The sequence below is a fragment of the Ramlibacter cellulosilyticus genome, from assembly GCF_014297465.1.
Taxonomy (GTDB): Bacteria; Pseudomonadota; Gammaproteobacteria; order Burkholderiales; family Burkholderiaceae_C; genus Ramlibacter; species Ramlibacter cellulosilyticus.
Map to the genome: position 1 here is coordinate 107758 of NZ_JACORT010000005.1, position 22213 is coordinate 129970.

Sequence of the window (22213 nt, forward strand, 5' to 3'; positions counted from 1 at the left end):
CGTGTCTCCTTGTTGCGACCGGCAATGGTACGGCGTGCGGGTGCGTATAGTGGGTGCATGGCCTACGAACTGCACTACTGGCCCACGATCCAGGGCCGCGGCGAATTCGTCCGGCTCGCGCTCGAGTCGGCCGGTGCGGACTACGTCGACGTCGCGCGCGAGGAAGGCGGCATGGAGGCGATGATGGGCTACCTCGACGGCCCCGGCGTGAAGCGCCCGCCCTTCGCCTGCCCCTTCCTCGTCGACGGCCGCAAGGTGATCGCGCAGACCGCGGCCATCCTGCTGTACCTCGGCCCGCGGCTCGAGCTCGTGCCTGCGGGCGAGGCGGACCAGCTGTGGGTGCACCAGGTCCAGCTGACGCTCGCCGACCTCGTGGTGGAAGCGCACGACACGCACCATCCGATCGCGAGCGGCCTCTACTACGAAGACCAGAAGGCCGAAGCCTTGCGGCGCGCGGAAGACTTCCGGCGCAACCGCCTGCCCAAATTCCTCGGATGGTGCGAGGCCGTCCTGCAACGCAACGGCAATGCCGGTCGCGCGGTGCCGCGCATGGTAGGCGGCAAGCTCACGTACGCGGACCTGTCGCTGTTCCAGGTCGTCGACGGCCTGCTGTACGCCTTTCCGAAGGCAACGAAGCGCGTGCTGCGCAAGACGCCCCTGGTCGCCGCGCTGCACGCGGGCGTGCCGCGCCACAAGCGGCTGGCGGACTACCTCGCGAGCGAGCGGCGCATTCCGTTCAACCAGCAAGGCATCTTCCGGCGCTACCCGGAACTGGATGGCTGACCCATGCGCCGCCGCCTGCTGGTCACCGCCCTCGCCTGCGCGCCCGCCTTCGCGCAGGAGCCGCCCGAGTCGCCGCGTCCGCGCCAGAAAGTCTCCGCCGCGCAGATCTACGAGGCGCTGTCCAGGCGCTTCCCCGTGAAGCGCGGCCTGGGCGGCCTGCTGGAACTCGTGGTGAGCGCGCCGGGCCTCCTGCTCCTGCCCGCGCGCAACAAGATCGGCGCGTCGCTGCGCGTGGAAGCCAGCGGCCCCGCGCTGCGCACGCCGCAGGTGGGCGACCTGGACCTCGTCTTCGCGCTGCGCTACGAAGCGAGCGACCAGACGCTGCGCGCCTACGAACCCGAGGTGCTGGACCTGCGCCTGCCCGGCACCCCACCGGAGTCAGCGCAGGCGATCCGCGCGCTGCTGCCGCGCATCACGCGCGACCTGGGCGAGTTCGTGCTGCACCAGTTCACGCCGCGCGAACTGGCCCTGCCCGACACCATGGGCTTCAAGCCGGACCGGGTGACGGTGCTGGAGGACGGGCTGGAAGTGAGCTTCGCGCCCAAAGGCTCCTAGGTGCTCGGCGTCGTGTGTTGCGCGTCGATGGCGGCCTTCGCCTCCTCGATCGCGGCCAGTTCCAGCTTGCGGCTGCCGAAGCGCGGACGGCCGATGTAGTTGCTGACCGCGGTCACGCGCTTCACCACCCGGCCCTCGCGCCGGATCGTGTAGCTGCCGTGCCGGTCGGCCTCGATCTCGTAGCTCGGCCCGGTGCCGCCCACGCTCGCGTAATTCATCTTCATCTTGCCCCGGAATGTAGAGCCTTCTGCTGCTTTCCGGCGTGGGACGATCACGGATCGTTGCAAGGGTTGCGACCTGCGCACGGATGAGACGGTGCGGCGACATCCACCCGCGCCGTGCGCCGCTAGCATCGACACATCCATGCAAATGTTCCTGCGCTCCTGGCCCAGCCTGGCCGCCTGGCTGGGCCGCTGGTTCCGGCCCCTGTCCCGCCGCCGGCGCGGCGCAGGCGCGCGGGACACCGACGGCGGCACCCACGTCTCGCTCCTGAACGTCGTGCGTCCGCGGCGCGGCGGCCGCTACATGGCCGTCGACCAGATCGTCGGCGACCGCGCGGAATGCGCCTGGGTGGACGGCGGCGTCAAGCGCACCGGCTGGTACGCGCTGTCGGAGCTGGAAGTCGTGCCCGCGCTCGGCCCGGAGGACGCCCGCTGGCGCGAAGCCTTCCGCGCCGGCAACCACCGGAAAGTGGGTTGAGCGTCACGGGTGCTGGGGTGCGCTTCGCGCAACCCAGCCTACATCGCCAGCCTCCTGGGCCGGGTTCGCCGCCGACGCCGTAGGCTGGGTTGCGCGAAGCGCACCCCAGCAGCTCACGCCGTCGGGGACCGCCACCACCCCAGGAACGCCAGCACGCAGAACAGTCCGAGCGCCACGCCCGCGAGCACGTCGCCCGGGAAGTGCGCACCCAGCACCACGCGGCTCGTGCACACCAGCAGCACCATGCCCACCGCGACTGCGAGCGCCAGCGCCCGCTTCCAGCGCGTGCGCGTGTGCGCGTACACGAGGGCGCACAGCATCCCGTAGAACACCGTGGACGCGACCGCGTGGCCGCTCGGGAAGCTGTAGGTGGCGAGCTGCACGAGCGGGTCGTCCCACGCGGGCCGCGCGCGCTGGAACAGGTTCTTGAAGCCGACGTTCACCAGCATGCCGGTCGGGACCACCAGCAGCAGGCGCGCCGAGTTCCAGTCGCGCCGCCACGCGAGCCAGAACGCGACGACGGCCGTCGCGGCCAGCACGTAGACGGTCTGGTGCGCCGTCGTCACCGCCATCAGGACGGCCGTGAGGGTCGAACGGTGGCGGGAGGCGAAGAAGTGGCTCACCTGCTGGTCGAACTCCAGCATCGGCCCATGCGTCACCACCTGCAGCGCCAGCAGCACCAGCACGGCCAGGCAGAAGAGCATCGCGGCCGAGCGCCAGCGGCCGGCCCGCGGCGGGTTCACGAGCCGCGAGGCAAGCTCGGGTGCGGCCATGCGGGCAGCTCCTGCAGCGGGTGGGCGCGCCCCGCGGCGAGCGCCGCCTCGAACGCAGGCAAGGTGAGGCGCGGCTCGTCGCCGAGCCCGCGGACGATGCAGACACCGTCGGTGCCCGTGGTCGCCACCGCCTCGACTTCGCGCGGTTCGAGGATCCCGCCGATCGCCGTCACCGGCGCCCCGGCCGCGCGGCACCACCACGCCAGGTTGTCCAGCCCTTGCGGCACCCACGGCATGTCCTTGGTCGTCGTCGGCCACACCGGGCCGCAGGCGATGTAGCGCGGCGACAGCGTGCGGGCCCGCGCGAGCTCCCACAGGCTGTGCGAGCTGATGCCCAGCGCCATGCCGGTCGCACGCAGTTCGCGCCGGCCTTCGTCGCCGAGGGCCAGCAGGTCCTCCTGCCCGAGGTGCACCCCGGTGGCGCCGAGCTCGTGCGCGAGGCGCCAGTGGTCGTTGACGAACAGCTCGGCCCCGGCATCCGCGCTGTCGGCGACCGCCTGCTGCACTTGCTCGCGCAGCAGCGCGTGCCAGCCCGCATCCGGCTGCGCGGGCGTCTTGATGCGCAACTGCACCGTGCGCACGCCGGCGTCCAGCACCTGGCGCAGGCGGTCAGCGCTGTCGACGATGGCGTAGAGGTCCAGTCGGCGTTGCGCAGGGGCGAAGCGCGGCGGGTCGGGCAGTGCCTCGCCCCAGGACAGCAAGGGAAGCGCGTGCGGCGAAGCCATGGCGGCGACGATCAGGGCGTCGGCCGCAACGAAGCCGCGGCCCATCGCCTCACGCGCGCGCGCGGCGAGCGCCTCCGCGTCCTGCGACGCCGTCGCCAGCCAGCCGCGGGCATGCGGCGTGTCCAGCCAGGCGAACGCAGCGCGCGCGCCGACGATGCACACGGCTTCGCAGCCCTGCGCACGCAACGCCGCGGCGAGCTGCGGCGCTTCGCCCTGCGTCCCCGCGCGCTGCCTCGCCTCTCCCACCGTGCACAACAGCAATTCCTGCATGTCCTTCATCGCATCACCAATCCACCATCCACCACCAGCACCTGCCCCGTGACGAAGCCGCTCCACGGCGAAGCCAGGAACAGCACCGGCCCCGCCACGTCTTCCGGCCGAGCCAGCCGGCGCAGCGGCGTGGCCGCCATCAGGCCCTCGCGGAACGGTGCACGCGTCGCTTCGCTCGCGTCCGTGGGGTACACCAGGCCGGGTGCCACGCAATTCACGCGCACGCCCAGCGGGCCGAGCTCGGCCGCCAGGTTGCGGCTGAAGCCGACGAGCGCCGATTTTGCCGTCGTGTAGTCGTGGTAGGGGACGGTGGGCTGCTCGACGAGGTCGCTCACGATGTTGACGATGCTGCCCTGCGCCCGGCGGCGGAAGTGCGGCAGCACCGCGCGGCAGGCGTGGAAGGCGGCGCCCACCGAGCCTTCGAACTGCGCCTGGTAGTCGGCCCAGGAGAGCTCCTCGAAGCGCGACCGCTGCTCGGGGTCGAACGCGTACGCGCGGAAGGCATTGTTCACCAGCACGTCGATGCGGCCCGCTTCCGCCACCACCTGCTCCACGAGCGACTCCACCTGCGCGGGCTGCGTCACGTCGGCCTGCACGGCGAACGCGTCGCCGCCGAGCTCGCGGCATTGCGCGACGACGCGCTCGGCCGCCTCCGCATGGCGCAGGTAGTTGACGGCCACCGTCGCCTGCTCCGCCGCGAAGGCGCGCGCGATGGCCGCGCCGATGCCGCGGCTGGCGCCGGTCACCAGCACGACCTGGCCGGCGAAGTTCATCCCGGCTCTCCCTTGCGGCCCGGCAGCAGGTCCGCGCTCACGTGGCGCGCGACGTCCACGCGTTGCTGCAACAGGCCGAGCTTGCGGTAGGTGTCGGCGGCCGCCTGCAGGGAAGCGACGTCCATGCTGCCCAGGCCGCTGCGCCGCGTGAGCTCGGACACGCTCGCCGCGTTGCGCAGGCGGATGATCTCCAGGTTCAGCGCCGGGTCGGTGCCGTCGATGGCGCGTTTCGCCGCCAGCTGCGCCGCCTCCTGCGGCTCGCGCATCATCCACGCCGCGGCGTCGCGATAGCCGCGCAGGAAGCGCTGCAGCGCGTCGCGCCGCGTGCGGTAGGTCTCCTCGCGCACGACGAAGAGGTCGCTGGAGACCGGCAGGTACTTGCCGACCTCGATCACGTTCACGTCCGGCAGGCCGCGCCGGCGGCCGACCAGCAGCCCCGTGTCGGTGGCCGCGGTGGCGTCCACCTGCCCTTGCATCAGCGGCGCGAAATTGAGCAGGCCCGTGACGACCACCGTCACGTCCGCTTCGGTGAGCCCCGCCGTGTGCAGCAGCACCTGCAGCGCCTGCCGCGTGCCGCTCGCCAGGCTGTAGACGCCGATCTTCTTGCCCTTCAGGTCGGCCGGCTTCGTGATGCCGCTGTTCTTCAGCGAGACCACGTTGAAGACGTTCTGCGGATAGATGTCGTACACGGCGCGCAGCTGCTCGCCCTTGTCGAGCGCCGCGAAGAAGGAACCGGGGTCGCTGAAGGCGACGTCGGCTTGCCCGGCGAGGATGTTGCGGATCGCATCCGCGCTGCCTGCTCCGGGCACGTATTCCAGCGCGAGCCCCTGCGCGCGGTAGAAGCCCTTGTCCTCGTCCACCAGCAAGGGCGTGACCTCGGTGATGGGCTTGCTCCAGCCGGCGACCACGAAGCGCTCGAGGCGCGCCGTGCCTTGGGCGCGCAGTGCGAAGGGCGCGGCGAGCAGGCCGGCGAGCAGCGTGCGGCGGGGGATCGGGTTCATCTTCTTCTCCTCAGGTGTTGCGCGTGAAAGGCAGCAGCAGCCAGCGCTCCAGCAGCAGCGTGGCCTGGTAGGCCGCGAGGCCGAGCGCGGCGATGAGCACCAGCACCGCGAACATGCGCGCGGTGTCCATCGTGCCCTGTGTGGCGATGACGAGGGCGCCGAGACCCTGGCTCGCGCCTATGAATTCACCGACGACGGCGCCCACGAGCGCGAGCACCACGGCGACGCGCAGGCCGGCCAGGATGGCGGGCAGCCCCGACGGCAGCTTGAGGCGCCACAGCGTCTGCGCGCGCGTCGCGCCGAGCATGCGGAACAGCTCCAGGCGCTCGGGCGCGACCTGCTGCAGGGCGGTGAGCGTGTTCTCCATCAGCGGGAAGAAGCAGATCAGCGCCGTGATGACGACGGTGGACGTGATGCCGAAGCCGAACCACAGGACGAACAGCGGCGCGAGCGCGAGCTTGGGCACGACCTGGCTCGCGATGACGTAAGGCATGAGCAGGCGGCGCAGCGTCGCGTGCTCGCCGAGCAGCACGCCGGCCGCGAAGCCGAGGCTGCTGCCCGCCAGCACGCCCAGCACCAGTTCCAGCGCGGTGGCCCGCAGGTGCGGCCAGAAGTAGCCGCTCGCGAGCCCCTGCCACAGCGAGGCGGCAATGGCCGACGGCGGCGGCAGCACGAGCGCCGGCACCTTCAACGCCCGGCACGCCGCTTCCCACGCGAGGAGCAATGCGATGGCGAGCAGCAGCGAGCCCGCGCGCAGGGCCCAGTTCATGCGGCCGCGCCTTCCAGGTGCAGCGCCGCGCGCACCTGCGCGCACAGGCGCGCGAACTCGGTCCCGTAGCGCACCTGCGCATCGTGGCGCGGAAGGGTGACGGCGATCTCCTGGGCGATGCGGCCGTCCTCCACCACGTCGACGCGGTCGGCCAGGAACACGGCTTCGGCGATGTCGTGGGTGACGAAGAGCACGGTGGCGCCGCTGCCGCGTGCCATCGCGAGCAGGTCGCGCTGCAGCTCTTCGCGCGTGATCGCGTCGAGCGCCGCGAACGGTTCGTCGAGCAGCAGCAGCGAAGGCTGCAGGATCAGCGCCCGCGCGAGCGCCACGCGGCTCTGCTGGCCACCGGAGAGCTGGCGCGGGTACTTCTGCGCGTGCGCGGCCAGCCCCAGTTGTTCGAGCAGCCGCAGTGCGCGCTCGCGCTCCTGCGCATCCGGGCGATGGTGCAGCGTCACGGGCAGCAGCACGTTGTCGATCACGCGCAGCCACTCCAGCAGGTTGGGCGACTGGAAGACGAAGCCGATGTCCTGCGGCGTGCCGTGGAACACCACCCGCCCCTGCTGCGGCTCCAGCAGGCCGGCCGCCAGCTTGAGCAGCGTCGTCTTGCCGCAGCCGCTGCGTCCCACCAGGCAATGGAAAGCCCCTTGCGCGACGTCGAGCTCGGCGCCGTCCACGGTCGGCGGCCATCCGGGGAAGGCGAAACGCACCTGCTCCAGCTTCAGCAGGCTCACGGCCGCTCCTCCTGCGCGTACGGCGCAAGGCGGTCGGCCGCGCGTTCGGCGGAAGACTCGATCTCCACCATGCGCACCAGGTCCGCGAGGTTGAAGCGGCCGTCGTGGTGCCAGCCCGCTTCGGGGGAGGTCATCGCGCCGAGCGCCGCGATGCGCGTCACGCCGGCGCGGCCCAGCGCTTCGGCGAGCGCGAAGAGCTCGCGGGGATCGCAGGCGACGCCTGCTGTCTGCAGGAAACGCGCGTGCGGGGCCACCAGGGGCACGACGGCATCCAGCGTGTCGACGGCGCAGACCAGGATGCTGCGCGCGCCCGCCGTGGGGGCGAGCGGCCGCGCGGCGTCGCTGTACGCGACGGACCAGGTTGCGTCCGGTGCTCCGAGCAGTTCGCAGCCCGCGTCGGACAACGCCTGCAGTTCGGCGGACTGGCGCCAGCCCGAGACCGCGGCCGCTTCCTCCAGCGCGAGCGCACGGCGCGGAAAGCGGTGCTGCAGGCCCGCGAGTTCCGCCGCCACGTGCTGCGCGAAGCTGCGCGGGTCGGTGCGGCCGCCGCGCTGCACGTAGAACAGGTGCGGGGAATAGCAGCCCTGCTGCTCGTAACGCGCGATGTCGTGGGCCGCGAGGCGTGCGGTAGCCGGGCCGCGCTGCGCGTCGAGTGCCGCGCGCGAAATGACGCCAAAACCGAGCTTGTGCCCGTAGCCCAGGAAGCGCGTGGTGACGGGAACCTGCGCCCGCACCTGCGCGATCGCCTCGTTGCCCCCGTAGGCCAGCACGGCGTCCGCCTCGCCGAAAACCGCGCCGGCACTCGCCGTGTCGCCGCCCTTCCACCAGGCGATCGCCAGGCAGTCGGCGAGCGGCGGATGCACTTCGGCCAGCATGCGGGCCATCAGTGTCGCGAAGACGGGCTCCGCGCTGGGCAGCTTGCCGACGTTGCCGGCCTTCACGAGCAGCCCGCAGGCGAGGCTCCACAAGGGCAGGCCCGGGACGTTGCCGGCCCAGCTGTGCACCAGCAGGTCGGGCCCGCAGGCGCGCACGAAGCCGCCTTTGGCCGCCGGCTGGAATTCGTCCAGCACCTTGGGGTTGGCGAAATCCTCGGCGACGAAACGGTGCAGCTGCGGCGCGCGGAAGGACTGCAGGTAACCGGTGAGGCCCAGGCGCACCATCTCCGCGTCGTAGCCGCTCACGCGCGGCAGCAAGGCCTGCGCCTGCTGGCGGTACGGGTCGCGCGGGTCGAGCAGCCGCGCGATCGCGGCATCGAGGATCTCCACGATGCGCGAGACGGGCAGCGGCTTCAGGTGTTCGGCGGCCGCGGCTTTCACGCGCCGCGCGAGCGTGGCGAGCTGCGCGGGCTGCAGGACGGGAACGCGCACCTCGAGGCCGTCGAACGCGAGCACGTGCCAGCCCACCTCGTCTTCGGCCACGCCCGGCAGGTAGCCCGCGGTCCAGGCGGTCCTCATGGCTTCGCCGCTTGCAGGAATTCGGCCACGGCCAGCGAGCAGCCCTTGGCCTGCGCGCCTTCGGCACGACCGAGCAGCAGGAAGCCGTCGCCCGCGGCCACGCCCACGTCCTCGGTGAGGATGCTGGTGACGGAATTGAAGTTCGCGAGGTCGCAGTGGACCAGCACGCCGCGTTCGCCGCGCGGCACCTCGCGGCCGGTGAGCGGGTCCACCAGGCGCGAGCGCAGCCAGTGCGGCCCCGTCTTGACCGAAGGCACGCGGACGTTGCCGTCGTCGTAGAGCTGCGTGCTCAGCTCCGTCATGCCGTACATGTTGATGCAGCGCTTGCGCGGCACGCCGAAGGAGGCTTCGAGCCCCGCGTAGAACGCTTCCAGCGGCAGATCGCGGGCCTGGCCCTTGTAGCCGCCGGTGTCCAGGATGCGGCTGCCTTCCGGCAGGCGCAGGCGCTCGCCGCGGGCGTGCAAGGCGTCCACGAGGTGCACGAAGCTGTAGCTGGCGCCGAGCACCGCGCAGGGCTGGCCGCCTTCCTCCGCGCGGCGCAGCCACGCCAGCAGGCCTTCGACGTCCATGCCCTCGGGCGTGACGAACCACGCGCTGTCTTCCGCGCCGAAGTGGCGCACGGCCATCGCGAGGTAGTGCGCGAGCGAGGAGTTGGGCAGCGCCTGCTCGTCGGGGAAGAGGATCGCCATGGGCACGCGCGCCGTGCCGTGCAGGAAGCGGCGCGCGAAGTTGTCCCGCCAGGACGCGTCCCACACGGCGATGGTCGGGTGGTAGTGCCTGCCCTTCACGTCGCCGCGCGTGGTGCCGCTGGTCATGAAGACGCGTTCCGCGGCATCCGCCGGCGTGCAGCTGAGCGTCACCTCCTTGAAGGCGCTGATCGGCACCGCGGGAATGTCGCGCCAGCCCTTCACCGTGCGCGGCGTCGTGCCGCGCAACTGGCAGAAGCGGCGGTACGCCGCATTGTTCGCGTGCTGGTGCGCGAACAGGCGCAGCGCCAGCGCATCGAATTCCGCGTCGCTGCAGCCGTCCTGTGCGATGAAGGCGAGCAGCGCCTCGACGAGATCGCCGTGCATCACAGCGGCCGCAGTTGCATGGGCCGCGGCGCATGGCCGTGGTTCAGCGGGCCGCTGCCGGCGCCTGTGCGCACGCGCGCGCCGGCCTCCAGCGCGCCGCGCACGAAGCCGCTGGCACGCGCGACGGCCTCCGGCAGGTCGGCGCCGAGCGCGAGATGGCTCGCAATGGCGCTGGAGAGCGTGCAGCCGGTGCCATGCGTGTTGGGCGTGGCGATGCGCGGTGCGCGCAGCCACTGCGGCGCGGCGCCGCGGGCGAGCAGCAGGTCGCTCACGGTGTCGCCCGCGAGATGCCCGCCTTTCACCAGCACGGCCTGCGCGCCGCGTTCCAGGAGCTCGCGCGCGGCGCGCTCCATGTCGGCTTCGGTCGCGAGGGGACGCCGCACCAGCAACGCGGCTTCGTCGAGGTTGGGCGTGACGACGGTCGCCAGCGGGAAGAGCTCGCGCACGAGAACCTCGATCGCCGTTTCGTCGATGAGCTTGGCACCGCTGGTGGCCACCATCACGGGATCCAGCACGACGCGGCGCAGGCCGTACCTCTGCAGCGCCGCGGCGACCGTGCGCACGGTGTCCGCCGAATGCAGCATGCCGATCTTGACGGCATCGACCCCGATGTCCTCGACCACCGCGTCGATCTGGTCGGCGAGGATGTCCAGCGGCACCGCGTGGATCGAGCGCACGCCCAGGGTGTTCTGCGCGGTGAGGGCCGTGATGGCCGTCATGCCGAAGCAGCCGAGGGCGGAGAAGGTCTTGAGGTCGGCCTGGATGCCGGCGCCACCGCCCGAGTCGGAGCCTGCGATGGACAGGACGCGGGGGTAGGCGGATGCTGCGGTGCTGTTCACGGGGGCTCCTTCGCGAGGCAGGACAGCTCCGAAGGGTTCGCCCCCGACCGCGCGCGCGAGGTCAGGGTTGCAGCTCTCCTTCCGCCGGTCTGAACCGGTTCAAGTTCACGGGTCTGGATCTCAGCACGCCTTGGCGTACACCCCGGAGCTGCGCGCATTGTGGCACAGGACGGTGGGGTTCGCTGGCGCTCACCTTCCGGCGCTGGCGCGCCGCCACCCTACGAGCACCGGCCGCGCCCCAATGGGAACCGGGCGTGCCCCCGATGTAGGGTGGCGCGGCGCCAGCCGCGGCCGGTGAGCGCAGCGAACCCCACCGAACGGCCTCAGAATTTCGTGTAGCCCCCGTCGATCAGGAACTGCTCGCCCGTCGCGTACGCCGACGCCTTGCTCGCCAGGTACACCGCGATGCCGCCGAAGTCGTCGATCTCGCCCCAGCGTCGCGCGGGGATGCGGGGCAGCACCGCGTCGGCGAACTTGGGGTTCTGCACCGAGCGCTCGGTCATGTCCGTCACGATCCAGCCCGGCAGGATGGAATTGACGCGGATCCCGTGGCGCGCGAGTTCGACAGCGAGGGCGCGCACCATCGAGGTGACCGCGCCCTTGGAGGCACCGTAGTGGCTGTTGCGCGCCGCGCCCTCCACGGCCGCCGTGCTGGCCGTCGCCACCAGCGAACCGCCCTGCCCGTGCTGCGCCATGTGCCGGGCCGCCGCGCGGAAGGTGAGGAACACGCCTTCCACGTTGATGCGCTGCACGCGCCGGAACTCCTCCAGCGTCATGTCAGTGAGCAGCGTGCCCTTGCTGGAGACGCCGGCGTTGGCGAAGCAGCTGTCCACGCGCCCCAGGGCCGCGACGGACTGCCCGAACGTGCGCTCCACCTGCGCCTCGTCGCCGACGTCGCCGACGAAGGCGTGCACGCGGCCGGCGTCCCCGCACTCCTGCGCGAGGGACGCAAGTGCGCGCTCCGTCTTCTCCACGTTCGAGCCCCAGATCGCCACCCTGGCACCCGCTGCAAGCAGCGCGCGCGCCATGCCGTAGCCGATGCCGCCGTTGCCGCCGGTGACGACGACGCCCTGTCCCGCCAGGTCGAAAGGCCGGTACATGCGCTCAGGCCTTCTGCGCGGCGACGACCTTCTGCACCTGCGGCGCGGCAGCCAGCCGCGCCATGTGCTCCGCGACCTTGGGGAAGCGCTGCACGTCGACGCCATCGCCTTCCAGCCAGCCGGCGATGGTGAAGAGGTAGAGGTCGGCGGTGCTGAAGCGCTCCCCCAGGACCCAGGGGCCCTGCAGCATCTTCTCTTCGATGAGCGTGAAGCTCTCGGCCATCGTCTGCGGCACCTTCTTCTTCATGGCTTCGATCGCGGCCGTGTCCTCGGCGTCCACCCAGCGGTAGCCCCGCCCCTTGTGCGCGTGGTTCACGTGCACCGTGGACGCCAGGTAGCTGTTGAACTCGTTCACCTTCGCGAGCAGGAAGGGATCGTCCAGCGGCGCCAGGTTGGCGGCCGGGAAGGACTGCGCGACGTACTGCAGGATCGCGACGTTCTCGCTGATCGCACCGCGGTCCGTGACGAGCGCGGGCACGCGCCCCTTCGGGTTCACGCGCAGGTACTCGGGCGAGCGCTGCTGCTGGTTCCTGAAGTCCAGCCGCACGGCCTCGTACGGGGCGCCCGCGTATTCGAGGGCCAGGTGGGAAGCGAGGGCACAGGTGCCCGGGGCGTAGTAGAAGGTCAGCATGCGGCCGATTGTGGTCGGCCGCCGCCGGGCGCTCAAGTCCCGATTTTCACCAGTTCGATCTCGAACACCAGCGTGGCATTCGGCGGGATCACGCCGCCGGCACCGCGCTCGCCGTACGCCAGCTGCGGCGGGCAGGTGATGCGCGCCTTGCCGCCCGGCTTCATCAGCTGCACGGCTTCCGTCCAGCAGGGGATCACGCGGTTCAGCGGGAAGGCCGTCGGCTGGCCGCGCTTGTACGAGCTGTCGAACTCGCGGCCGTCCGGGAACGTGCCGCGGTAATGCACGGTGACCGTATCGGTCGCCTTGGGCGACGCGCCGCTGCCGGTGACCACGTTCTCGAACACGATGCCGCTCGCGGTCGTGGTGCGCGCGGTGCCGGTGAGGGCTTTCGCGTTCGGCACCGTTGCAGCGGGCGGGGTGGCGGTCTGCGCGCACGCGGCGACACAGGCGAGGCTGGCGAGGGCGATGGAAAGGGTACGCATGCGGGATTATGGGCTCGTCACGCCCCGGGGCGGCAGCGCACGATCGCGTCCAGCAGCAGGTGCGGACGCAACGGCTTGCTCAGGTGCACCGCGAAGCCGGCGGCCAGCGACTTGCGCTGGTCCTCGGGACGGGCAAAGGCCGTGAGCGCGATCGCCGGGAGCGCGGGCCGGGCCTGCTCCTGTTGCAGCTCGCGCACGCGCCGCAACAATTCGTAGCCGTCGCGACCGGGCAGGCCGATGTCGCTGACCAGCACGTCGGGCCAGGCCTGCTGCAGCGCCTGCACCGCCGTGTCGAAGTCTCCCGCCGTCCGCACGCGCACGCCGCGCTCGGAGAGCACCAGCGTCATCATCTCGGTGGCCTCGCGGTCGTCCTCCACCAGCAGCACGTCCAGCCCCTGCAAGGCATGCAGCTGCTCCTCGCCGGGCTCGTAGCCGCTTTCGGTTTCAGGGCCCTCGCTGGCCGTCGCGTCGGCAGGCTGCAGGGCCGGCAGCACCACGCGCATCGTGGTGCCGAGCCCCGGCCCCTCGCTGTGCGCGCTCACCACGCCGCCGTGCAGGTCGACGAGGTGCTTGACGATGGACAGCCCCAGCCCCAGGCCGCCGTGCCGCCGGTTGCCCGGCGCGTCGCTCTGGGTGAAGCGGTCGAACAGGTGGGGCAGGAATTCCGGCGTGATGCCCTGGCCGAAGTCGCGCACGTCCAGCAGCAGCCGGTCGCCTTCGCGCCGCAGCAGCACCTCGATGCGGCCGGCGTCGGGCGAGAACTTGACGGCGTTCGTCATCAGGTTCCAGAAGATCTGCTGGAAGCGCGCCGGGTCCAGCCACGCCGGCGCATGCGCCCCCGCGAGGTCGGTCTCCACGCGGATGCGCCTTTCGTTGATGGGCCCGGAGAGCGCCTCGATGGAGCTGGCGACCAGGTCCGCGGGATCGGTCCACTCGCGGTCCAGGTGCAGCTTGCCGGAGTTGATGCGCGAGACGTCGAGGATGTCCGAGATGATGCGCGCCTGCGTCTTCACGTTGCGCTCGATCGCCTCCAGCCCCTTCGCGCCCTCCGGCGTGATGCCGCGCCGCTTGAGGATGTGCACCCAGCCGATGATCGCGTTCAGCGGCGTGCGCAGTTCGTGCGAGAGCACCGCGATGAAGTCGTCCTTGGTGCGGCTGTGGCGCTCCGCCACCTGCCGTGCCGCCTGCTCGCGCTCCAGCACGTCGCGGCGGCGCTGCTCCAGCTCGTGCCGCTCCGAGACGTCGATGGCGATGGCGATGCGCACCCCGGGCTCCACGTGCGGCGACACGCTCCACTCCAGGGGCACGGGCCGGCCCGCCGCGTGCAGCAGCGGGAACTCGCCGCGCCACGGGGCGCCCTCGCCGCCCGCCGTCGCGAGCTGCCGCGCCACGAAGGACTGCCAGTCGGGCGGGACGATGTCGCTCACGGCGAGCCCGATCAGCGCCTCGCGGCTGCGCCCCAGCAGGCGAACCAGCGCCGGGTTCACGTCCGCGAAGCGGCCCTGTTCGTCCAGCAGCGCGATGCCGCTCTGCGCCTGGTCGTAGATGGCGCGGAAACGCTGCTCGCTGCGTCGCATGCGGTCTTCGGCGGTGCGCGCGCGGATCAGGGCCTGCAGCGTGGCGACCAGCACCGCGGGCTCGACCGGATGCACCATGTAGCCGTCGGCGCCGGCATTGAGGCCGGTGACGCGGTCCTCGTTGCGCACGTACTCCGCCGAGAGATGCACGACCGGCAGCGTGGCCGTCTGCGGGTTCGCGCGGATGCGGCGGCAAAGCTCGAAACCGTCGGTGTCGGGGAGGTGCACGTCCAGCACCACGGCGGAGACGCCGCCCGCGATCAGTTCCATCGCTTCGGCGCCGCTGCCCGCCTCTGCCGTGCGGAAGCCGGCCGCGCGCACGACCCGCCCCGTGGCGTACCGCGTCGCCGGGTTGTCGTCCACCACCAGCACGGTGTGCTCCGCGCGTTCGATGGTGGGGTGGATGACCTCCGGATCGATCATTCCGGTTTCGCGCCCTCCAGTTGGACAGGGATGGTGACGGAAAAGACGGAACCCTTGCCGGGCTCGCTGCGCAGGTCGACGCTGCCACCGAGCAGCGTCGCGAGCTTCTTGCTGAGCGACAGCCCCAGCCCGGTGCCGCGCAGGCGCTTCTGCAGCGGCGACTGCACCTGCTGGAAGTCCTCGAAGATGGAGGCGTGGAACTCCGGCGCGATGCCGATGCCCGTGTCCGCCACGGAGAAGGTGACGCGGCCGTCGCCCTCGAATCTCGCGCCGACGCGCACTTCGCCCTTCGGCGTGAACTTCAGCGCGTTGGCGATGAAGTTGCGCAGGATCTGCGACAGCTTGCGGTCGTCCGTGTACAGCTTGGGCACGTCCTGCGGCTCCTCGAACACGAGGTTGACCGCGGCGTTGGTGAGCACCGGCTTGAACATGCCGCGCAGCGCCGAGAACAGGTCGACCATCTCGAACCAGGCGGGGGAGATCTCCACGCGCCCGGCCTCGACCTTCGCGAGGTCCAGCAGGTCGTCGACCATCTCCGCGAATTCGGTGGCGTTCTGCTGGATGAAGGCGACCTGCCGCTCCTGCTCCTCGGTGAGCGGGCCGTCGACGCGATCGAGCAGCAGGCGCGTGATGCTGCGGATGGAGTTGATCGGCGTGCGGAACTCGTGGCTCATGTAGGCCAGGAAGCGGCTCTTGAGGTCCGTCGCCTGGCGCAGCTGCTCGGCCTGCGAGTCGAGCTCCGCGTACAGCGCCAGCACGCCGCGGTTGGTCTCCTCCAGTTCGGCGCGCAGATCCTGCGCTTCCTGGCGGCTTTCCGCCAGGGCGGCCTGCAGGTCGGTGGGAGGCGTGGAGGTGTCGGGGGGCATGTCAGTCCTTGCGCCGGAGCACGGCGACCGTCGCGTCGTCGCGCCCGCGGCAATGGTCGCGCGCCAGCAGCCCGGCGGCAATAGCCGGGTCGTGGCCGAGCACCGGCACCAGCACCTCGGCTTTCCAGCGTGTCTCGATGCCGTCGGTGCAGACCACCAGGAGCGCGTGGTCGGGCCAGGGCGTGACCGTCTCGTCCGGGCTGCGGATCTTGAGCCCCGCCGTGCCATGCTGGCAGAGGATGCTGCGGTCCGAGATGCCGGAGACCAGGCGCGCGACGACGTTGCCCGCGCCCGCGCTGCGGACGGTGCCTGCATCCGCGTCGCAGTGCAGCACCATGACGGCGGCGCCGCGTGTGCGGCGCAAGGACTGGTGCAGGCGTTCCAGCAGGTCGCGGGGGGCGGTGAACGGGTCTTCGGAGAAGCTCTCGAGCGCGACCGCCGCTGCCTCGGCGGCATCGGGGCCGTGGCCGAGGCCGTCGACGACCAGCACCGCGGCCCGGGGCCCGTCGAGGGCAAAGCCCCAGCCGTCGCCGCACACCAGTTCGCCGGGAGCGGCGAGCGACACGGCGCCCACGCACGCGGCGCCCGCGGGCGCGTCGCCGGCGGCGCGCACGCGCGCCAGGACCAGGGTGCCTTGCGAGCGGGCACTGTGCACGTCGAAGCTGTCGGCCAGCCGGCGGACGGCGCCCAGGCCGGTGCCGGGCGTGCCGGCGGTGGAGAAGCCGTCGCCCAGCGAGCGCTCCACGTCGTGCATGCCGGGGCCGGCGTCCACCGCCAGCACCTCGACTTCGCGACGCTCCCGCCGCATGGACAACCACATGCGGCCCGCCTGCGCATGGCGCACGAGATTGGTCGCCAGCTCGGTGACCACCAGCGCCAGCCGGCCGGCCGCCACGTCGTCGAAAGCGCATTCCGCCGCCAGCAGCGCCGCATGGCGGCGGGCCTCGCCCACGCGACTCGGATCCCCCATCGGGAACGCCGCGTGGAAACTGCCGGCCATCATTTCCACCGGGTGATGCTCACGCGTGTGCCCTGGCCGGGCTCGGACTGCAGCTCGAATTCCTGCACCAGGCGCTTGCTGCCCGGGAGGCCCAGGCCCATGCCGCCGCCGGAGGTCCAGCCGTCGGTGAGGGCGAGCTTCATGTCGGGGATGCCGGGGCCGGTGTCCTCGAAGTGCAGGCGCAGGCCGCGCCGCACGCCGTCGTCCAGCAGCTCCCAGCGCATCTCGCCGCCGTGGCCATGGACCACCGTGTTGCGGGACAGCTCGCTCGCGGCGGTGATCATCTTCGTCTGGTCCACCAGCGAGAACTTCAGCTGCTGCGTGAGCTGCCGCACCTTCTGCCGGCTGGCGACGATGTCTTCCTCGGTGCGCAGGGGCTGCGTGCCGGTGGCGTCTTCAGCGGGCAAACGCGTTCTCCTTGCGGGTCAGCGCAAGCAGTTCGACGCCGCGCTCCACGTTCAGGGCAGTGCGGACGCCTTCCAGCGACAGGCCGAGTTCGACCAGCGTGATGGCCACCGCGGGCTGCATGCCGACCACGACGGTGGTGGCATCGAGGATGCGCGAGATGCCGGAGATGCTCGCGAGCATGCGGCCCACGAAGGAGTCGACGATCTCCAGCGCGGAGATGTCGATGAGCACGCCCCTGGCGCCGCTCGTGGAAATCTTGTTCGCCAGGTCGTCCTGCAGCGCCAGCGCCATCTGGTCCTGCATGTCGACCTGGATGGTGACCAGCAACGTCTGGCCCATCTGCAGGATGGGAATGCGGTTCATGGCGTCAGGCGCCCTGGCGCGTGCGCGAGATGACGAAGCCCTGCTGCTCCATCGCCAGCTCCAGCGCGTCGGCGAGGCTCGACTTGGAGGCGATGCCCTGCAGGTCGATGCCCAGGTGCACGATCGTCTGGGCGATCTGCGGCCGGATGCCGCTGATGATGCACTCGGCGCCCATCAGGCGGATGGCGCTCACGGTCTTCAGCAGGTGCTGCGCCACCAGCGTGTCCACGGTGGGCACGCCGGTGATGTCGATGATGGCCAGCCGCGAGCCGGTCTCCACGATGCGCTGCAGCAGCGTCTCCATCACCACCTGCGTGCGGCTGGAGTCCAGCGTGCCGATCATGGGCACGGCCAGCACGCCCTCGAACAGCTTGATCACCGGCGTGGAGAGCTCCAGCAGGTCCTGCTGCTGGCGCTTGATGATCTCCTCGCGCGTCTGCTGGTAGGTGGTGACGGTCCACTGCGCCATGCGGTCCACCAGGGTGGAGAGGGTCCACACGGCGGCCATCTGGCGGTCGGCCTGGCCCGCGAGGTCGCGCTGGATCGCGGCGAACAGCGGCCGCTTGAAGGCGAGCACGAACACGCTGGTGTCGCCCGCGGACTGGCCTTGCGCCGCGCGCGAACGGGAGAGCCCCTCGAGCGTCTGCCGCAGCGGTGCCCAGGCCGGCTGCTGGAAGTTGTCGGGATCGCCGCCCGCCTGCAGCGCCTTGCGCAGGGCGTGCAGCAGTTCCTCCGCCTCCCCGCGCATCGCGCGGCGGTTCGCATCCGTGAGGCGCGTGGAAGCGGAACCCGCCTCCTGCAGCCACTCCGTCAGGATCTGTTCTTCGTGCTGCGTGACGAGTTGCAGCACGGTCTGTGTTTCTTGGGCCATGGGGCGGGAACGGAGTGGGGGTAAGGGACAGGCATTATGGGCGTGCGGTCGAGCTGCCAGGTGTAGGAGAAGACCGACACACGGTCGCGCTGCTATCCGAGGAGAGCGGGCAACTCCGCCATGTCGCCGAACACGCGCGAGGCGCCCGCGGCGCGCAGGGCGACGGGGGTGTCGTGCCCCGCTTCGGGTGGGCTGTAGCCCCACACTTCGCAGCCGGCCCGCAAGCCCGCCGTCACCCCGGTGACGGTGTCCTCGATCACGACGCAGCCTTGCGGCACGACGCCCAGCGGCTCCATGGCCGCGAGGTAGACGTCGGGGAAGGGCTTGGAACGGGGCAACTCGTGCCCGCTGTAGATGCGGCCCTCGAAGAACGGCAGCAGCCCGCACTTGGCCAGCTGCATCTCCACCTTCCAGCGATCGGCGCCCGAACAGCAGGCGATGCGCCCGAGGTATCTCTGGCTGATCGCCTCCACCGCCGCGACGGCATTCCGCACGGGCTGCACGGACGCGAGCAGCGCCTCGTTGCGGCGCTCGCGGAAGCGGACGAACCATTCCTCGGTGAGTTCCCTGCCCGTCTTCGCTTCGATCAGCGCCCTCTCGTCCTTCACGGCCTTGCCGAGGAAGATGCGCATCGACTCTTCGGGCGACAGCGTCCAGCCCAGCTCCGCCAGCATGGCGCGCAGCACCTGGTGGGTGATGCCTTCGCTGTCCACCAGCACCCCGTCGCAATCGAACAGCACGGCCTCGAAACTCATTTCGCGATCTCCCTGGGCGGCGCGAGGGTGAACAGCACCCACTCCGGCCGCATGTTGAAGCGCAGCGGCAGGATGCTCACGCCCACGCCGCTGGTGACGTAGAGGCGATTGTCGCCGTGCGCGATCCAGCCGTAGGCCCAGGCCCTCGGCGCCGCACCCGGCACGACCGGCGCACCGATGAAGGGCAGGTAGACCTGGCCGCCGTGCGTGTGCGCCGCAAGCGCGAAGCCGTGGATGCGCGGCAGGCGCGCGAATGCGGCGGGGTCGTGCATGACCACCAGCACGGGCGCACCCTTCGGCACGGCGCGGACGGCCTTCGCGGGATCGGCGTGGCCGGTGGAGTCGTCGCCGACACCCGCGATCCACCAGGCCGTGCCCGGCAAGGGCTGCGCCGCGTTCTCCAGCACGGTGATGCCGTGGCGGCGGAAGGCATCGGTGAAAGCTTGCCCGTCGTGCCACCAGTCGTGGTTGCCCAGCACGGCGACGACGCCGAGCGGCGCGCGCAGGCGGCCGAGTTCCGCGGCGATGACTTCGGAAGCGGGGCGACCATCCTCGGAGTGGAAGTCGCGATCGGCAATGAAGTCCCCCGGCAGGACGACGAGGTCGGGCTGCGCCGCATTGATCTCGTCCACCAGCGCGCGGGCGCGCTCCACCGTGGTGACGCGCCACAACGGGCGCAGCGACAAGTGCCAGTCGGATGCGACGGCCACCCGCAGGGAACGCGCAGGTGCGGGCTGCGCGACCTCGACGCGTTGCTCGCGCCGGGCGATCCAGCGTGGCTCCAGCAGCACGGACCACGCGGCGAGCGCGACGAGGAAGAAGCCGAATGCAAGCCGCCAGCGATTGCGGCGCGTCAAGAGAGGTCCCCGTCCACGTAGAACCAGCGGCCCTCCTCGCGCACGAAGCGGCTGCGCTCGTGCAGGCGGTGGCCGCGGCCGGCGAGGCGGGAGCGGGCGACGAACTCCACTTCGGCGTGCGTGGGGTCCAGTACGCGGTGGTCGCGCACGTCGAGGCCCAGCCACTTGAGCCCCGGCTCGAAGTCGACGGCGGGCGGCCGCGTGGAGGGGTGCCAGGTGGCGAGCAGGTACGGGCCATCCTGCAGCACGAAGGCGCTGTATCGGGAGCGCATGAGCGTCTCGGCATCCGGGGCGGGCTGGCTCGCGAAGCCGGCGAGGAAGGGGCCGCAGCACTGCGCAAACGCCAAGGGGCGGCCGCGCGCATCGACACGCCCGCACGGGCAGGGAGCCGCCGGCGTCATCCGCTCTTCTTCGCCTTGCGCTCTTCCAGCGTCTCCGTAGGGGCACCCTGCTTCTTCCATTCGCCGAAGCCGCCGTCGATGTGGGCAACATTCGTCATGCCCATCTCCTGCAAGGTCCTGGCCGCCAGCGCGCTGCGCCAGCCGGCGCCGCAGAAGAGGACGAACTCCTTGCCTTCCGTGCCGAACACCGGCTTGAAGTAAGGCGAGGCGGGATCCACCCAGAACTCGAGCATGCCCCGCGGCGCATGGAAGCTGCCGGGCACCGTGCCTTCCGCCTGCAGCTCGCGCACGTCGCGGATGTCCACGAGCTGCAGGTCCGCCGCGCCGAGGCGGGCGCGCACTTCCCCGACCGTATAGGTACGAACCTGCGCCATCGCCTCGTCGACCAGCGCCTTGTAGCCTTTGGTGATCGTCATTCCGGTGCTCCTCATCTGCCCACGGCAAGCCCAGCCTATCCTATAGTGGGGCTTCGAGCCCGGCCATGGACAGTCTGCCCCTTCCTCCCAAACCCCAGCGCTTCAAGCTCGGCGCGCCGCAGCGCGTCCTGGTGCTGGTGGATCCGCCCGCGCTCACGCTGCGCATGGCGGACGTCGTGCGCTCCATCCCGGGCCTGCAGCTCGCCGGCTTCTTCCACAACGCCACCGACGCCATCGAATGGACGGTGTGGGACCGCGGCGGCTGGCACTATGCCTTCGTCGACCTCGCCCTGCCGGAAAAGGCGAGCCAGGACGTGATCTCCCGCCTGCTCTCGCAGCCGAAGCCGGGGACGGTCGTGGCACTGGGGCCGCACCTGTGGAAGGAGATCCGGCAGGAGTGCGCCACGATGGGCGTGTACCACCTGCTGGAGAAGGGGGACATCGTGGCGTTCCGGGGGTTCCTGGAAGAACTGGTGCGCTAAGCCAGCGCCCGCTGGATCAGGATCTTCTGCACGTCCGACGTGCCCTCGTAGATCTGGCACACGCGCACGTCGCGCCAGATGCGTTCCACCGGGAAGTCGCTCACGTAGCCGTAGCCGCCCAGCGTCTGGATGGCGGCGCTGCACACTTTCTCGGCCACCTCGCTGGCGAACAGTTTCGCCATGGCCGCTTCCTTCAGGCAGGGCCTGCCGGCGTCGCGCAAGGACGCCGCGTGCCACACCAGCTGGCGCGCCGCTTCGAGCTGCGTCGCGCAGTCGGCCAGCCGGAAACCGACGGCCTGGTGGTGGAAGATGGCGGTGCCGAAGCTCTCGCGCTCCTTCGCGTACTGCAGCGCGACCTCGAAGGCGCTGCGCGCCATCCCCACGCTCTGCGCGGCGATGCCGATGCGGCCGCCTTCCAGCGCCGAGAGCGCGATGCGGTAGCCCTCGCCCTCCTCGCCGATCAGGTTCTCCGTCGGGATGCGGCAGTCCTCGAAGCGGATCTGCGCGGTGTCGCTCGAATGCTGGCCGACCTTGTCCTCCAGGCGCGCCACGACGTAGCCGGGCGTGTCCGTGGGCACGAGGAAGGCGCTCATGCCGCGCTTGCCCTCGGCCTTGTCCGTCACGGCGATGACGATCGCGAGCTGCCCGTTCTGGCCGCTGGTGATGAACTGCTTGACGCCGTTCAGGACGTAGCCGTCGTTCGTCTTCGCCGCCGTGGTGCGCAGTGCGGAGGCATCGCTGCCCACGTGCGGCTCGGTGAGGCAGAACACGCCCAGGAGCTCACCCTGCGCCAGGCGCGTGAGCCATTTCTTCTTCTGCGCTTCGCTGCCGTAGCGCATCAGGATCGCATTCACCGGGCAGTTGGTGACGCTGATCGCCGTGCTGGTGCCGCCGTCGCCGGCGGCGATCTCCTCGAGCACCAGCGCGAGCGTCAGGTAGTCGAGCCCCGCGCCGCCAAGCTCCTCCGGCACGCAGATGCCGTAGGCGCCCAGCGCCGCGAGACCCTTGTGCGCCTCGCGCGGGAAGGTGTGCTCGCGGTCCCATTGCGCCGCATGCGGCCAGAGCTGCTCGCGCGCGAAGTCGCGCACGGCGTCGCGGATCATTTCCTGGTCGGGACTGAGGAGCATGGCGAGCGT

28 protein-coding genes are annotated in these 22213 nt (G+C 71.2%); 4 read left to right on the forward strand and 24 right to left on the reverse strand.

Annotation, left to right across the window (positions count from 1 at the left end):
- Positions 1-57: 57 nt before the first annotated feature.
- Both H8N03_RS13235 and H8N03_RS13240 read left to right on the forward strand, forming a co-directional pair.
- Positions 58-783 (forward strand): glutathione S-transferase, encoded by a 726-nt coding sequence (locus H8N03_RS13235; protein WP_187076663.1) that lies wholly within the window; start codon positions 58-60, stop codon positions 781-783.
- A gap of 3 nt (positions 784-786) precedes the next feature.
- Positions 787-1338 carry a DUF1439 domain-containing protein gene (locus tag H8N03_RS13240; protein ID WP_187076664.1) on the forward strand — a complete coding sequence of 184 codons (552 nt, stop codon included), beginning with the start codon at positions 787-789 and terminating at the stop codon, positions 1336-1338.
- Here H8N03_RS13240 and H8N03_RS13245 read toward each other — a convergent pair.
- Complete coding sequence (locus H8N03_RS13245) at positions 1335-1562, reverse strand: hypothetical protein (RefSeq protein WP_187076665.1); 228 nt, start codon at positions 1560-1562, stop codon at positions 1335-1337. The two genes, H8N03_RS13240 and H8N03_RS13245, sit on opposite strands and share 4 nt — an antisense overlap.
- A gap of 139 nt (positions 1563-1701) precedes the next feature.
- On the opposite strand from H8N03_RS13245, the gene H8N03_RS13250 reads away from it, so the two are divergent.
- A complete protein-coding gene (locus H8N03_RS13250; protein ID WP_187076666.1) occupies positions 1702-2037 on the forward strand; it encodes a hypothetical protein in 336 nt (111 codons plus the stop codon).
- A 113-nt stretch (positions 2038-2150) separates the two neighbouring features.
- Here the strand turns inward: H8N03_RS13250 and H8N03_RS13255 are convergent, their stop codons facing one another.
- From H8N03_RS13255 to H8N03_RS13360, 22 genes are all read right to left on the reverse strand, one after another.
- Positions 2151-2810, reverse strand: a complete 660-nt coding sequence (locus H8N03_RS13255; protein WP_187076667.1) for a phosphatase PAP2 family protein — start codon at positions 2808-2810, stop codon at positions 2151-2153.
- Complete coding sequence (locus H8N03_RS13260) at positions 2777-3814, reverse strand: thiamine phosphate synthase (protein ID WP_187076668.1); 1038 nt, start codon at positions 3812-3814, stop codon at positions 2777-2779. Before H8N03_RS13260 ends, H8N03_RS13255 begins: the two co-directional genes overlap by 34 nt.
- On the reverse strand, positions 3811-4578 hold the full coding sequence (locus H8N03_RS13265; protein ID WP_187076669.1) for an SDR family oxidoreductase: 768 nt from the start codon (positions 4576-4578) through the stop codon (positions 3811-3813). Before H8N03_RS13265 ends, H8N03_RS13260 begins: the two co-directional genes overlap by 4 nt.
- A complete protein-coding gene (locus tag H8N03_RS13270; protein ID WP_187076670.1) occupies positions 4575-5579 on the reverse strand; it encodes an ABC transporter substrate-binding protein in 1005 nt (334 codons plus the stop codon). Before H8N03_RS13270 ends, H8N03_RS13265 begins: the two co-directional genes overlap by 4 nt.
- 10 nt (positions 5580-5589) lie before the next feature.
- The gene (locus H8N03_RS13275; protein WP_187076671.1) at positions 5590-6348 is read right to left on the reverse strand and encodes an ABC transporter permease; all 759 of its coding nucleotides are present in this window, start codon (positions 6346-6348) and stop codon (positions 5590-5592) included.
- Positions 6345-7079: an ABC transporter ATP-binding protein gene (locus H8N03_RS13280; protein WP_187076672.1), complete on the reverse strand. Its 735-nt coding sequence runs from the start codon at positions 7077-7079 to the stop codon at positions 6345-6347. The genes H8N03_RS13275 and H8N03_RS13280 overlap by 4 nt, the downstream gene beginning before the upstream one ends.
- Positions 7076-8533 (reverse strand): acyl-CoA reductase, encoded by a 1458-nt coding sequence (locus H8N03_RS13285; protein ID WP_187076673.1) that lies wholly within the window; start codon positions 8531-8533, stop codon positions 7076-7078. Before H8N03_RS13285 ends, H8N03_RS13280 begins: the two co-directional genes overlap by 4 nt.
- Positions 8530-9606 carry a LuxE/PaaK family acyltransferase gene (locus tag H8N03_RS13290; protein WP_187076674.1) on the reverse strand — a complete coding sequence of 359 codons (1077 nt, stop codon included), beginning with the start codon at positions 9604-9606 and terminating at the stop codon, positions 8530-8532. Before H8N03_RS13290 ends, H8N03_RS13285 begins: the two co-directional genes overlap by 4 nt.
- Positions 9606-10445, reverse strand: a complete 840-nt coding sequence (gene thiD, locus H8N03_RS13295) for a bifunctional hydroxymethylpyrimidine kinase/phosphomethylpyrimidine kinase (protein WP_187076675.1) — start codon at positions 10443-10445, stop codon at positions 9606-9608. Before thiD ends, H8N03_RS13290 begins: the two co-directional genes overlap by 1 nt.
- A gap of 323 nt (positions 10446-10768) precedes the next feature.
- Entirely contained in the window at positions 10769-11545 is a 777-nt protein-coding gene (locus H8N03_RS13300; protein ID WP_187076676.1) for an SDR family NAD(P)-dependent oxidoreductase, read from the reverse strand.
- A 4-nt stretch (positions 11546-11549) separates the two neighbouring features.
- Positions 11550-12176 carry a glutathione S-transferase family protein gene (locus H8N03_RS13305; protein ID WP_187076677.1) on the reverse strand — a complete coding sequence of 209 codons (627 nt, stop codon included), beginning with the start codon at positions 12174-12176 and terminating at the stop codon, positions 11550-11552.
- 32 nt (positions 12177-12208) lie between these two features.
- Positions 12209-12658, reverse strand: coding sequence for an FKBP-type peptidyl-prolyl cis-trans isomerase (locus H8N03_RS13310; RefSeq protein ID WP_187076678.1), 450 nt, complete (start codon positions 12656-12658; stop codon positions 12209-12211).
- Positions 12659-12675: 17 nt separating this feature from the next.
- Positions 12676-14658 carry a hybrid sensor histidine kinase/response regulator gene (locus H8N03_RS13315; protein WP_187076679.1) on the reverse strand — a complete coding sequence of 661 codons (1983 nt, stop codon included), beginning with the start codon at positions 14656-14658 and terminating at the stop codon, positions 12676-12678.
- Positions 14655-15524 (reverse strand): sensor histidine kinase, encoded by an 870-nt coding sequence (locus tag H8N03_RS13320; protein ID WP_187076680.1) that lies wholly within the window; start codon positions 15522-15524, stop codon positions 14655-14657. Before H8N03_RS13320 ends, H8N03_RS13315 begins: the two co-directional genes overlap by 4 nt.
- Before the next feature lies 1 nt (position 15525).
- The gene (locus H8N03_RS13325; RefSeq protein WP_187076681.1) at positions 15526-16527 is read right to left on the reverse strand and encodes an ATP-binding protein; all 1002 of its coding nucleotides are present in this window, start codon (positions 16525-16527) and stop codon (positions 15526-15528) included.
- Positions 16524-16931, reverse strand: a complete 408-nt coding sequence (locus H8N03_RS13330; RefSeq protein ID WP_187076682.1) for an anti-sigma regulatory factor — start codon at positions 16929-16931, stop codon at positions 16524-16526. The genes H8N03_RS13325 and H8N03_RS13330 overlap by 4 nt, the downstream gene beginning before the upstream one ends.
- Positions 16921-17295: an STAS domain-containing protein gene (locus tag H8N03_RS13335; protein WP_187076683.1), complete on the reverse strand. Its 375-nt coding sequence runs from the start codon at positions 17293-17295 to the stop codon at positions 16921-16923. The genes H8N03_RS13330 and H8N03_RS13335 overlap by 11 nt, the downstream gene beginning before the upstream one ends.
- A gap of 4 nt (positions 17296-17299) precedes the next feature.
- Entirely contained in the window at positions 17300-18166 is an 867-nt protein-coding gene (locus tag H8N03_RS13340) for an STAS domain-containing protein (protein ID WP_187076684.1), read from the reverse strand.
- A 92-nt stretch (positions 18167-18258) separates the two neighbouring features.
- Positions 18259-18921, reverse strand: a complete 663-nt coding sequence (locus H8N03_RS13345; RefSeq protein ID WP_187076685.1) for an HAD family hydrolase — start codon at positions 18919-18921, stop codon at positions 18259-18261.
- Entirely contained in the window at positions 18918-19778 is an 861-nt protein-coding gene (locus H8N03_RS13350; RefSeq protein WP_187076686.1) for a metallophosphoesterase, read from the reverse strand. Before H8N03_RS13350 ends, H8N03_RS13345 begins: the two co-directional genes overlap by 4 nt.
- A complete protein-coding gene (locus H8N03_RS13355; RefSeq protein ID WP_187076687.1) occupies positions 19775-20179 on the reverse strand; it encodes a YchJ family protein in 405 nt (134 codons plus the stop codon). Before H8N03_RS13355 ends, H8N03_RS13350 begins: the two co-directional genes overlap by 4 nt.
- Complete coding sequence (locus H8N03_RS13360; RefSeq protein ID WP_187076688.1) at positions 20176-20595, reverse strand: rhodanese-like domain-containing protein; 420 nt, start codon at positions 20593-20595, stop codon at positions 20176-20178. Before H8N03_RS13360 ends, H8N03_RS13355 begins: the two co-directional genes overlap by 4 nt.
- Before the next feature lie 65 nt (positions 20596-20660).
- On the opposite strand from H8N03_RS13360, the gene H8N03_RS13365 reads away from it, so the two are divergent.
- On the forward strand, positions 20661-21077 hold the full coding sequence (locus tag H8N03_RS13365) for a response regulator (protein ID WP_187076689.1): 417 nt from the start codon (positions 20661-20663) through the stop codon (positions 21075-21077).
- Here the strand turns inward: H8N03_RS13365 and H8N03_RS13370 are convergent.
- Positions 21074-22204, reverse strand: coding sequence for an acyl-CoA dehydrogenase family protein (locus H8N03_RS13370; protein WP_187076690.1), 1131 nt, complete (start codon positions 22202-22204; stop codon positions 21074-21076). The two genes, H8N03_RS13365 and H8N03_RS13370, sit on opposite strands and share 4 nt — an antisense overlap.
- Between the last annotated feature and the right edge of the window lie 9 nt (positions 22205-22213).